The sequence below is a fragment of the Oceanobacillus sp. M60 genome, assembly GCF_053839645.1.
This window is the reverse complement of the sequence record NZ_JBSSNH010000012.1, coordinates 36,014-48,733: the sequence shown is the minus strand read 5'-3', so window position 1 is coordinate 48,733 and position 12,720 is coordinate 36,014. Positions and strand designations below refer to the sequence as shown.

Annotated in this window: 8 protein-coding genes; 1 reads left to right on the top strand and 7 read right to left on the bottom strand. The window is 36.6% G+C overall.

Features of this window, described 5'->3' with window-relative positions:
- Positions 1–698: 698 nt before the first annotated feature.
- The 7 genes from ACW0TQ_RS21560 to glmS all read right to left on the bottom strand — a co-directional run bounded on the left by ACW0TQ_RS21560 (position 699) and on the right by glmS (position 11,492).
- Positions 699–2,186: a Tn7-like element transposition protein TnsE gene (locus ACW0TQ_RS21560; protein ID WP_455726008.1), complete on the bottom strand. Its 1,488-nt coding sequence runs from the start codon at positions 2,184–2,186 to the stop codon at positions 699–701.
- 40 nt (positions 2,187–2,226) lie between these two features.
- On the bottom strand, positions 2,227–4,119 hold the full coding sequence (locus ACW0TQ_RS21555) for a TnsD family Tn7-like transposition protein (protein WP_341083355.1): 1,893 nt from the start codon (positions 4,117–4,119) through the stop codon (positions 2,227–2,229).
- A gap of 12 nt (positions 4,120–4,131) precedes the next feature.
- The gene (locus tag ACW0TQ_RS21550) at positions 4,132–5,736 is read right to left on the bottom strand and encodes an ATP-binding protein (protein WP_256708495.1); all 1,605 of its coding nucleotides are present in this window, start codon (positions 5,734–5,736) and stop codon (positions 4,132–4,134) included.
- Positions 5,729–7,879, bottom strand: coding sequence for a Mu transposase C-terminal domain-containing protein (locus ACW0TQ_RS21545; protein ID WP_256708494.1), 2,151 nt, complete (start codon positions 7,877–7,879; stop codon positions 5,729–5,731). The genes ACW0TQ_RS21550 and ACW0TQ_RS21545 overlap by 8 nt, the downstream gene beginning before the upstream one ends.
- Positions 7,863–8,699: a TnsA endonuclease N-terminal domain-containing protein gene (locus ACW0TQ_RS21540; RefSeq protein WP_455726007.1), complete on the bottom strand. Its 837-nt coding sequence runs from the start codon at positions 8,697–8,699 to the stop codon at positions 7,863–7,865. Before ACW0TQ_RS21540 ends, ACW0TQ_RS21545 begins: the two co-directional genes overlap by 17 nt.
- A gap of 15 nt (positions 8,700–8,714) precedes the next feature.
- Positions 8,715–9,521, bottom strand: a complete 807-nt coding sequence (locus ACW0TQ_RS21535) for a hypothetical protein (protein ID WP_256708492.1) — start codon at positions 9,519–9,521, stop codon at positions 8,715–8,717.
- 168 nt (positions 9,522–9,689) lie between these two features.
- Complete coding sequence (gene glmS / locus ACW0TQ_RS21530) at positions 9,690–11,492, bottom strand: glutamine--fructose-6-phosphate transaminase (isomerizing) (RefSeq protein ID WP_042531067.1); 1,803 nt, start codon at positions 11,490–11,492, stop codon at positions 9,690–9,692.
- A gap of 583 nt (positions 11,493–12,075) precedes the next feature.
- Here glmS and ACW0TQ_RS21525 point away from each other — a divergent pair.
- Entirely contained in the window at positions 12,076–12,669 is a 594-nt protein-coding gene (locus ACW0TQ_RS21525) for an AAA family ATPase (protein WP_193064935.1), read from the top strand.
- Positions 12,670–12,720: the final 51 nt, after the last annotated feature.

Sequence of the window (12,720 nt, the reverse complement as noted above, 5' to 3'; positions counted from 1 at the left end):
GGCTTGACATATAGCCTCTGTGACCATGGGTCGTTGTGAAAGCAGATAACTGCAAAACACCGATTTCACAAGGCGTATAGCCTACCATGCCCACTTCTCTATGTAAAGCCGTGTCACCGATTTTTCTTAGCATTCTTCAATCTGAATTACTGTGCTAATGTGAAACTGAAATAATGTGGATATTTACACCATAAGGGTAAAAAAGTTCTACTATGATACAAGAGCCTTCCGGATAGGAAGGTACACTAGGGAATAGAAGTTCCCGTTGTTTATACCTCTACAAAGGCTTCTATACGCTTAAGCATGTAAAAAAATCAATGAATCAGCTTATTCATGCAGGCCCCCATCACAACTTTATGGGGTTTGTCTTCTACTCTCTTGTTATACGAGATCATCTGATAATCCCCCAATCAGCCTCACCCATGTTCCTGTAAGTAGAGGGTAACATTTTTGTGGACGGGATCAATTAAAGTCCCACCGGCTCCTTCGTTCCCCTCCGGCTACCTCGATTAAACCATTAAAAATGGCCAACCTGAAAATAAAGATCTGATTGACCTTATACTACGAACTGGTCCGGTTGCTAAAGAATATTAAGTTATTTTTACCACAAAAAGACGCTTTTGACAAAGGCATACATCAAGGGGATACAAATTCGTATCTTTTTTAAGAATGGCCGCGACTTTATTTTAAATCAACAACTATAGGTAGCATATTATCCTTTGGGTCCAATTCTTCACGGTCTCATTATAATGTCTGATCTTGTTGTGTACCTGATTTTTTAAGAATGAATTACTCCAACTTCCACTATTAAAAACCAACTTTGTTAATAATCCTTGAATATGAATTTCACTTTTATGGACTGATCCCGATGAGGGTATAATTAACGTTGATAAGGAACGATTATCTGGCACAGCCACTTCAACTATAAAGGACTCCTTCATTCCATTATTTACTTTAACAATAGCACAAATTCTTCTTCTCCCGTCTGGCAAATACGAAAACTTCCGTCCTAAAGGAAGGTAAACAAAATTTATGGATACACTCAAATGGCTATAATTAGCAGCAAGATACTTAATCATCGCAATGAATTTATCCAATCCATAGTTCATATGTGTATCTGCGATTTCCATGGATTTAAACTCTATAGGCGTTATTTTACCGCCAAATATTGATTCGTCTAATCCAGCAACACTCTGGTTCATTCCTCCCCCACGGCCAGAGTTTGAAATATATTCATCTCCTTGGTTCACATTTTGTTCTTGTTTTGGTATTCTATTTACTATAGTTGATTGACGGAAAGCTATCTGAGTGAGTTCTATATCAATGACCGGTTGATTTGCATCCTCTCGTGATCGCTCTCCGCTGTTTTCATTTAATACATGTTCCTGCGGCTGATTTTGTTTTGACAGTCGCTTTTTTCTTTTATCTGGTGTATACAAACGTCTTTTTATTGATTTATGTTTTATATTTAATTCTTTAAATGGTGGATCAGCAAGGTCTGATGCCAGCCATTCTAATATTAGTATTTCGTCATTTTTTCGTAATCCTCTAACGGTTAGGTTGAATTCTTCTGTATCTGGCATTGTCATTTCCATTGGAGTTCCTTTTAAATTTGGACCATTTATTATCATTGCATAAGCATTACTTTGAATGGAAGAATACGATTGTTTCATTTCAGGATGTAAATATAGCCATCCAAAATAACGTGCAAAATCATCTGTCATTATTGTGCCAGGAATTTCATCGGAAAAATTAATCGCTGCTTTTCGGTTTTGATTGATAGATACTTTATTTACTAAAAGATCTAGCCCGTTTGGTCGCAACAATGCATTTGTAAGGATCTTATTAATTGCAAACAATGCTCTTATCAATTCTGTTTGTGGAATATGATACGTTATACCACCTGATTGAAATGACCACATATGTTGATTCATTAACACTGGTTTCTTATAAAGAAAATAATTAAAGTTCCTACAAACATTAATCGCTTTCGAAATGAATCCATTTTTCAAGTTATCCACTTGAATTTCGTATAATGTACCTATCTTTTGTGTTTGTATTGGCAATCCATCGTGATAAGGAGTACCTATTCTTAACAAAGGTAGGGCTGCAATAGGTAGAGAAATAATTATGCAATCATTTCTATAAACAAACGCAGCTTGTATGCGCCATTGTTTATTTTCCAATTTTACATTTCCAATCCAATGCAATGTTGCTACTTCTTTTTTAAAAGGCCATGGTCTGATTTTTAGAATCTTGATCACCTGCTTTGTAGTTCAATATTTCTGTTTGCAATGCAATTTGTACTTCCTCGCTTACGTCATTACGGATTCCGGCTAAACGTCTTACTTTCCACTCTATAATTTCTTCCCCTTTAACTTCCAATTGTCCGCATGCCCATTTAATTCTCCTTATTTGAAACTGATATCTTGATTCAATATGATCTTCTATATACTTTTTCGTCTTTGGTAATTTTGCTAAATGCTTTTCAATGAACGATAACTGATTGATTTCTTTGCCAATACGAGTTTTATTCACATAAATTGGTTTATCATAAGCGTACAACTTATTGATTGTCTGCTGTACTTGAAGTAATATTTCTTCATCCCTTTCTGTCCAGTCCACTCTTCTTAAAGTGTCAGCTTTTCTTTCTTGTTTCGGTGAATGCTCTTTAAGCCATTTTCTATTGTTTCGATAATGCCAAGCATATAAGGCAGGTACTATTTTTCTTAATTGAGTAACTGATTTTTCTGGATGCATTTGTATCAAATCCAGCCATTTCTTTTGCTTAGTTGAAGTCATATCCTCAGTAGATTCTTCAAAAATGCTTACATCTTTAAAAGTGGGACTAGTTGTGTATTTCTTAACCGTCCCTATATCACACTGCAATTCCTTTGCAGCTGAATTCAAACTTTTCTTTTCTATATGAACTAGCTTATTTAATTTTGATTCCCATACATCTCCAAATTGTTTAATACGACCAACCTTTAATTTATCTTCTTTAACTTTATCAGGTCCTCGTCTTGAATAAACAAAACCACAGGAACAACTAAATGTAGCCACAGGGCGTCTTGTATCTGTGCATAAACTCATTCGCAAATCTGTAATGAATCTTTCCTTAAAGTGACCCGCAGCAGGGTTTAAACAATAATAGGGGGCTTCTCCGAATGGCTGATACTCTTTAGATGCAAATTTATAAAATGTCTCTATTGACTCACCAAGAAAATGAATAAATAAAATATGACGCAAAGGATGAAAGGATTTACGGTGCTTTCGAGTGATGTTTTTAAGCCAGCAAAATGAATTTTCATAACTGACTGAAGATTGGACGACACTCAAAAGCTCCTCGCCATAAAACAACTGAAACTGCTCAGCTAACCTTTTTTGATCGACTTTTCCGTTAATATTTGAAAAACCTTTCTCTTTTAAAAGATATTGATAGGCTTTTTGGATGCCTTCAAATGTAAACAGGAAATCAGACGATATAAGTTCCTGACTTTGTCTAGCAATCATGTTTAAAAAAGCTTTAGTCTTGTCCGAATATGAAGCCTGTAGAAAAATACTTGGACAGTTATCTTTTGTGGCAGCAACAAATTTATGTTTTTCAGTGTTTCTGTATCTTACTGTTGAATCACATAAATAATCACCGTGTTTCAAACAAGTGAAAACACCTGGAAATTGATGTGATACATGCCAGTAAGGTTCCCCCTTCTTTTGCATGTCTTCTTGAAGGCATGTCGGACAAAACCGGAGAAACGTCCACTCCTGTACCACACTCGCTGCTATTCCCGTCATCGTATGAATAGCACCCGGTTGATTTCCTTCAACCATTGCCTGATATACTTTCTCTCTTACGGACTCCGGTTGAAAAGCTGTATAATAACGAAACAGCGTATGATTCAAAATAAGGTTGTCTAATGACTGTATGTCAAAGTGCCTGATGCGGTCATAAACCTGCTTTAATTGTGTTGGTAAATCTGGAACAGCCACAGCACTGGTCGTTCCAAACAATTCCTTCATCGTTTGTTTTGGACTGACATTTGCGGAATGAACATGATAACGAGCAAACCAGCTGTACAACAACTCATCTTCATAAAGTGTTGGAAAATAGGCATGCATTTGTTTTCCCCCTTAGATTGCAAAATCATCCAGTGGCGATTTGATGAAACCAGCTTCTTTTAAAGATTCATAAACTGATTTCTGATTCCTTTTTCCTTTATCTATTATCAATTGTAATTCGTTCTTCTTAGGGTTATCTCTTTTGGTTTTCTTTGTCTCTTTCTTCTCTGTGAACATTTGTAATGCTCGTCCAGTAACTTCAGCTTCAGCACTGCCGGGCAATTCATTGATGGCTTTGACTGCATATTTTTCGGCAAGTGAAGGTTCGATATTTAGGTTGATTAACGTTAGTATCACTTTTTTAATCAATGACGTTTTTTGCTCTTTTCGATTATTCGCTATTTGTTCCTTTTTCTTTTGAATGGACGCACGCAAATCAATTTTAGACTCGTGATGTTTCAAATAATCAGCAATGTCCATTGGCATAATATCTTCATACCTCTCCAGTTCAGACAATTGACCATCTTTTAGTGCCTTTAACATTGGCTGTACTAGCTTAAGGTCATCTTTAGCTACTTTACTTATAAGTAAAGGTGTTATTGTTTCTACCCCCGTTTCAATAGCTCTCCCTTGCGATAAAGCAAAAAGTTTTACGGCAATATCAATAATGCCTTGGCTCTCTTCATAAATCGCTTTATTAAGTTCATCTGTCAACTCGACTTTGTTTTGAAGCCATTGATACTCCCACATGCTTTCAATCAGCAAATCCCAATCATCATTTTTCTCCATTTGCTGCCACACCATATCACCCTGACCACTGCCTCTTCTGGCTTGCCTAAAGTCCTGCTGTAGAACGCTTTTAGCACGCATCGTTCCAATCATCATGACAGGTATTCCAATTTCGTTAACAAGGGTTACAAAGAAATTCATCATTTTTTCCGAGTTATTATCCCGAGTTGCCAGTAAATGTTGAATCTCATCTATTACAAGGGCTCCTACACAATGCAATCTAGCAATTTGCCCCATCCTTGTTACCATCGAACTGATGGAGTTTCTTCTACTTCCGAATCGTTCATAATAATTTGATCCTAGAAGTTGATCCATTTTCAAGAAAAAGTCCATACACAATGATTTCAGTGAACCGTCGTGAGGACAATTTAACTTCAACCAGACAACCTGGGTAATATTTAAAGGGTGCTTGTGTATAATTAATTGTGGATATAATGATAGGACTCGCTCAATCGCTGTTGTTTTCCCTATTCCTGAAAACCCCATTAATGTCATACTTGATGCAGTAGAACGTATATCGTTTTTTGTTTCTAATCCGTGTAACTGTTGATGCCCAGTCGCAAGGCTTTTAGTAAATTCAGGAGTTAACGGGTTTCGACTTATATACCCATGCCTTAATAGACGAGAAAAGCGTTGCTCTAAGTCTAAATGCTGCATAACCGGTTGAAAGAAACGGTTAAGTCTCGGTATAGCATGGTAACGAATATGAGTAGGTAGGAACCTCTCTTGTTCATCATAATTAGGATAATAACTGAGTGCATCAAAGGCTTCTTCCGGAGATAAAATATTAGGCAATGCTTCGATTAGTTGATTACCCTTGAAATCAATTACTTGCTGCTGTCTATAATTAGCTACTTCAGCACTGACTAACCGCTGTTCTTCACTCATCCCTTTCTTCCTTTCTTCTATTAAATAACTCCCTTACATTCGGCCTTGAAAAGTCTTGATTGTTTTCTTTATTGGATTGAAAAGAGAGTATTTCCGTTTCTTTCATTTGTTCTTCTTTGTCTTTTTCCAGTTGAAAAGCCTCTTCAGATTTCAGACTTCGCTTTTCATTTCTGCGGTGCTCCTTTATACTCCCTACTTTCTCCGCTTTGCTTAATGTTTGATCTTTTAATTTCTCTTTTCTTTTAGAAGCATTAGCTACGATCGATTCTACCTCAGCTATATAATCAACGTCTTTTTGCAGTTGCTGGTGACTCACACTTTGGGCTAATTGTTTTTCTTTTTCCACTAGATACATTACTTCCTCTAAACTTGAATGTTCATATCGTTTAGATGGTTCAAGCATAAAGCATTTATCATATTCATTGGAATAACTATCAATCCAATAGGCAATAGACATATCCCTTGGGTCATATGCAATCTCAACTTTCCATGATCCTTTTTGTCTAGCAGTTTCAAACCATAACCCTTTTACTGCCCGTTCACAACTGTAATAAATCCCCTTCATTCGGATACCTTTATACGTAACAGTTGCGGTTTCTCTTGGCATTAAATGTAACTTTACAATGTCCTCTGGAAAATACTTGAGTTTGCCCGTCCGATTTTCCATTCCCCAATTCCAAAGTTTAAGTGGAATAGGCAATACATCATCATGAACTAAATCCTCATCACGTACGTAATCTTTCAAATAGTGCTTTTGATTGTAGTATAAAATTTGCTTTATAATAATTTTTGTAAATTCATCTAATGTCAAAACTGCATCTAAACGATAATCCCTTGTACCACGCTCTTGAAAATCTTTATCTACATAACCAGGAAGCATTGGCTTAACTTTCATCTGAATCAAATCAAAATGCTTTTCAACTACTCCTTTCCAGTCAGCACGATATGGTGCAGCATTCTCAACATGAAGATTAAATGCCTCGATTAAACGTTCTACATTAAAACCTTCAAATTCACCCCTATCTGCCAATAGTATTTCAGGTAAGTGCTCACAAGGCCAATCATCTTTCGATATTTCAATGCCATACTGGGCGCAAAATTCCTGTTTATCCATTACTGTATTTGCTAAAGCCATCATAGCGCCAATCCAAGATGGGCCTTCCAAGCCTATATAATTACCTACAACCATACGACTGAAAACATCCATCACTAAGTAGATCACAGGACGTCCAATTATCCAGTTTGGATTGTGTTTTGAAATTAAGTACACGTCCCCAATCGTTGCGTCAATCTGATAACGGGATCCAGGTCCAAACACTTCTGAAAGTGAGGAGCCTAACACAGCTCGGTGATCTTTATTGTATTTTTTCCTTCCTTTTCGAGCATTCAGTGATTCCGGTACAGTATATTCTTTCTCATACCAGTAACGGAATTGGCGAATACTAGGCATTTTTTCTTCGTCTTGAATAATCACCTTCTCAATACCATTTTCATAGTAAATATCCTTTGCATAAAATTCTTTTACCATCATTTTATAAGCATCAGTTAATCTATTTTCTTTGGAGGTTAAATAATATTTTTCAAGGGCAACACGAAACAATTTCTTTGTTTTTTCATCTACATTAACACCTGTCGCCGCATATTTCGGAGGTCTACCTCTCTTTTTTGTTCCAGAAGTTCTTTCCTTACCTTTAGCTCCTGAGTTTTGATAGTCTGGTAAAAGAGCATTAATTGTTTTCCCCCTTTGCCAGTATTTGCACAAATACTTTCTTACAGTAGGGTAAGAAACACCATAGGTCTCTCTTGTTTTTTTTATATAGGTAGCTCTTATATTTTTTTCATAAATCCCAGGCTCGTCTAGAACCATTTCTTTAATGATTTGCCATGCTTGATCACGAGAATCAATGTGCTTCTGCGTGTATTCTTCAATGGTATTAACGATGAAGGGATCCTCTTTAAGTTTAATTAGACTTCCAGTAACAATCTCTTCCCTTATTTCTAAGATCATTCGTTTAACAGGAAGTGCCTTATCGTCGTTTAAATCAATGATATAAGCTATCGTATTGTTATCATCTATCCACAAAATACGGGATATTTTATCATTCGTAACATCCTGTAGAATTTCATTAATAAAGAAATTCATGTAGCCCACCTCTCTTCTTCGGGATCAGAGATAATACCTTAATAGTTGATAGGTCAGAAGTTAAATCAAACTTTTGTGTCATATCTAGTTTGACTAACTTTTTCGCAATAGAGTGACGGTAAAGGGCTAAAGCTGTTCCCTTTTCAAGGTGATAGTGTTCATCAAACTCTTTTAAAGCATTTAAAATTGTTCCGTTACCTGTTTTTAGTCTTTCTAAAAGGATAGATATAAAGCTACTATCTGTAGTGTCAGCGAGTATATAAGAAGATCGCAGCCATTTTATATTTTCTCTAATTATTGTTTTGGGAAGATCTTTTTCTGTTACAATAGCCCAATCAACATCTTGATTTTCCCAATATGCACGTTCAATTTCAAATTTTTCAATAACTCCAGAACTATTAAGCTCTTTTTCTGGTTTAATAGTTCTGGCAATATACTTAACTTTTGAATCATACCGTAATGTAATAAGAAAATCTGTTGTCATTACGATCGGGGTCTGTGTTGTAGATTCTATGGGGTGCGTAATGTTCATGTCTTCAGCAATTTTTGTGGTGATTTCCCTATTGATGGGAAACTGCTCTCTAATATCTATTACATTATCTGACCAATCAAGTAAGCAAAAATAGTTGTATTCAAGATCAGATAAAAGATGATGCTCACGTTCTGTTTTCCAACCGATGTCTCGATGAGCGCGACCACTGGACGGAACATCTTGAATCGTTATCCAAGGCTTATAATTTCCTAATTCTCCTTGGCCACGACCTTCTTTATAATAACGAGCTATTTTCTTTTCAGTCCAACCTGTTTGGCGTTTAGGCATATTAGCAACCTCCTTCTACATTAATAAAAAGGTAATTATATATCCAACTACTCCCGAGAGTACAGCTCCTAAAAGGAATATCAAAAGATTATACCCCCAATTTTCCTTCATTAATTCATACAACCCTTGTGGAGTAAAACCATAGATTTCTCTTAAAGTAGCATCGGTTTCTAAGTTATTTTCAATAATTCTTTCAACAATAATATGCAGTATATCCACCTTTCTTAATGTTGATTGGTGAAGCTTTACGAACTCCTTATTTTCAAATGCTTCCGCCTCAGCTGCACCACTGAGAAAATCCTTCTTGGTTATGTTATTTTTTTCAATTAATTTTTCAAATCTTGGATGTTCTTTAATGTAGGTTCCATAAATATCAACCATTTTTCTAGCCAAGTCATACTTATTATTGTCATGGATAATAGAAGGCGTTCCACCAAGAACGCTATACCGATGGTTAATGGCCTCAAATCCAAAATTAATATCTCTCATATTCCAATGGATCCATTTAAAGTTGATATGAGTTGAAACAAATTGATAAAATTCATCTAACATGGATTTTTCTAATTCATTATAGTGATCTTCAATGCTATTCAATTTACCTTGTTTCTCCGCCACTTTATGAATTGAAAAGGAAATAGTTTGTCCTGTATTGAAATACCTTACTGCAATAGATGTAATACGTGGCGTTCTCCCATCTTTAATATTATAAAAACTTTCGCAAGAGTAATGGATAATTAATAGATTAGAGTGTCTTTCTACTAGCTCATTTAGCTCCTTCAAAGCATTTTTTCTTCTTTTGATCCTGTATTTAGCATTAGCCACGTATTTATCACCTCATATTTTAATGCAATAAAAAACACACGTTCGATTACATTAATTATAATCGATAACGCGTGTTTTTTAAACATCTTTATTGTAAATTAAACAACTTTATTTGTAATTAAACGACTTTATTGTCACTCAACAACTTTTTGTCATTAAGACTCTTAATTACTCCACCGTAACACTCTTCGCCAAATTCCGTGGTTTATCCACGTCACAGTCACGATGCAATGCTGCATAATAAGCCAGAAGCTGCATTGGAATCACACTTACCAATGGAGTCAATAGCTCATGCACTGCCGGCAGTACAAAAGCATCCTCATCCTGCTCTAAGCCTTTTGAGCTGATAATAAGTGCATTTGCCCCGCGTGCAACCACTTCCTGCACGTTTCCACGAATAGAATAGTTTACATTTTCTTGTGTAGTTAAAGCAATAACTGGCGTACCATCCTCAATCAATGCGATGGTACCATGCTTCAACTCTCCTCCAGCAAAGCCTTCTGCTTGGATATAGGAGATTTCTTTCAGCTTCAATGCTGCTTCTTGCGCAACATGATAATCTGTACTGCGGCCAATAAAGAAAGCATTGCGTGTTGTCGCAAAATAATCTCTTGCTAACTGCTCCAGCTCTTCTTTTTGGTTCGTAATGATTTCCATTGCATTCGCTACGATAGCCAACTCTTGTAATGGATCAAAATCTAATTTAATACCTTTTACCCTTGCTGTATCTACTGCAAGAACCGCTAAAACAGCAATTTGTGCTGTATATGCTTTTGTGGAAGCAACAGCGATTTCTGGTCCAGCATGTAAAGGCAAGGTATAATCTGCTTCACGAGAAAGGGTTGATCCAGGCACATTTGTTAATGTCAGTGCTGGATGTCCTAATTCTTTTACTTTAACTAATACAGCACGGCTATCTGCAGTTTCCCCACTTTGGGAAATAAAGATAAATAAAGGTTTTTCAGATAGCAGTGGCATGTTATAGGAAAATTCACTTGCAACATGTACTTCTACAGGGATATTAGAAAGCTTTTCTAGAAACTCTTTTCCAACTAATCCGGCATGATAGCTCGTTCCTGCTGCAATAATATATATGCGATCTGCTTTTTGCATGGCTTTACGAATATTTTTTTCTAGCTTTAATTCGCCTTTTTCATTCTGATATTCACGAATAATATTGCGCATCACAATTGGCTGTTCATCGATCTCTTTCAGCATGAAATGAGGATACGTTCCTTTTTCTGTATCACTTGCATCGATTTCCGCTGTAAACGGCTCGCGGTTGATAACTTCTCCATCTAATGTCTGCACTTCTACAAAGCTTCGATTGACAAGAACAATTTCTTTATCATAGATTTCCAAGTACTCGTTTGTTTCTTTCAACGTCGCCATAGCATCGCTGGCAATCAGGTTAAAACCTTCGCCTAAACCAACCAATAGCGGACTTTTATTTTTGGATACATATAAAGTTTCCTGATCTTCTGCATCAATCAGACCAATAGCATAAGAACCTTTCAGCAGGCTCATTGCTTCACCAAATGCTTTTTTGGTATTTTTATGTTTTTCATAAAGTTTTTCAATAAGCTGTACGATAACCTCTGTGTCTGTTTCACTTACAAAGTCAACATCTTCCAGATATTCCTTCTTCAGGTCTACATAGTTTTCAATAACCCCATTATGCACAATGGTAAAACGTTCTGTTGAGCTCTGATGTGGATGTGCGTTTTGCACACTTGGCACACCATGCGTCGCCCAACGCGTATGACCGATACCAATAGTCGCATCCTTGCTGTTATCTACTTCTTTGCGTAACGCTGCGATACGTCCTTTTACCTTTGTTACGTGTACGCCATCTTCCCCTAAAGTCGCAATACCTGCAGAGTCATATCCGCGATATTCTAATTTTTCCAAGCCTGTTAATAAAATTTCTTTCGTATCATTTTGTCCAATGTAACCGACGATTCCGCACATGTCGATGTCCTCCTTGTTTGAAGGGGCAGAGACAAAAGACCGATTCGAAGCGAAGGGGCCTTGTTCTGCCCCTTTCTCGTGTTAGTTTTTATAGACATCATTCTTTATCTCTTTGTTCATCAAGTCACCCTGATGGTTTAAAGATAAAGCAGCAGCTGCGATGGACAGCTGGGAGGCACCCGCCGAATAATTCGATAACCCCCGACCTCGTCAACTATTCTTCCTGACCGTCCGTAGAATAGTCCTGGCGCTTGTTATTATAGTTTCCTTTCGTGTTTCTCTGCTCCTCTCTCCTTTTATTTGCTCTTGTTAAACGGACTTCTTTCATTTGGAAAACAAGAACTTTCTATATTCTATCGGAAAGTCGTATTCAAGGTCAACCTTTTTCTTGCTTTCCGATAAGATAGTTTATGAAATCCTTCTAAAATGTTGCAGAATATCCATAAGTGTCGGGAGGTATCCGCCTTACAGAAGTGGATGGGAGAAGGTTTGAAGAGGGGTGAAGCAGAGTGATATAATGAAAAATAAATGAAAAGACTTTAAAGAAAATTTTAAAACCTCACCTGACAAAAGGAGCTTCCCCATGACAAAAATTATTTGGATCAACGGTGCTTTTGGAGCAGGAAAAACACAAACAGCATATGAGCTTCACAGAAGACTGGAAAACTCCTTCGTGTACGACCCAGAAAATATTGGTTTCTTCCTAAATCAGAATTTGCCTGACACGTTGAGAAAGAATGACTTTCAAGATTATGAAATGTGGAGAGAATTTAATTGCAAGACCATAAAGTATATCGCTGAAAACGATAAAGAGCCAATTATTATTCCAATGACAATCACAGATAAGCTTTATTTTAAAGAAATTACCGGAAGTTTGGAATCAGAAGAAATCCAATTATATCCGTTCGTTTTATCCGCATCAAAAGAAGTCATTGAACGCCGGTTAAAGAAACGGTTGGAAAGAAAGAATTCATGGAGCTTCAGACAAATGGACCGATGTATAACACGTTTAGCTGATGACGCATTTGGAGAAAAAATACAGACAGACCATTTATCCATTGACGGCGTTGTAGAAATCCTTGCAGCAAAAGCCAATTTAGTATTACAAGAAGATAACCGCTCCAATCTAAAAAAGCGATTGGACCGGATAACAACACAGATAAAACATATTCGATAATTTATAAACAAAAAACATCAGCAAAGCTATCCCATTCGCAGCTTCACTGAT

Excerpts from the sequence above, each read along its gene's own strand:
- ACW0TQ_RS21550 (WP_256708495.1), bottom strand. The coding sequence starts at position 5,736 with ATGAGTGAAGAACAGCGGTTAGTCAGTGCTGAAGTAGCTAATTATAGA.
- ACW0TQ_RS21540 (WP_455726007.1), bottom strand. The coding sequence starts at position 8,699 with ATGCCTAAACGCCAAACAGGTTGGACTGAAAAGAAAATAGCTCGTTAT.
- ACW0TQ_RS21545 (WP_256708494.1), bottom strand. The coding sequence starts at position 7,879 with ATGAATTTCTTTATTAATGAAATTCTACAGGATGTTACGAATGATAAA.
- ACW0TQ_RS21525 (WP_193064935.1), top strand. The coding sequence starts at position 12,076 with ATGACAAAAATTATTTGGATCAACGGTGCTTTTGGAGCAGGAAAAACA.
- ACW0TQ_RS21555 (WP_341083355.1), bottom strand. The coding sequence starts at position 4,119 with ATGCATGCCTATTTTCCAACACTTTATGAAGATGAGTTGTTGTACAGC.
- glmS (WP_042531067.1), bottom strand. The coding sequence starts at position 11,492 with ATGTGCGGAATCGTCGGTTACATTGGACAAAATGATACGAAAGAAATT.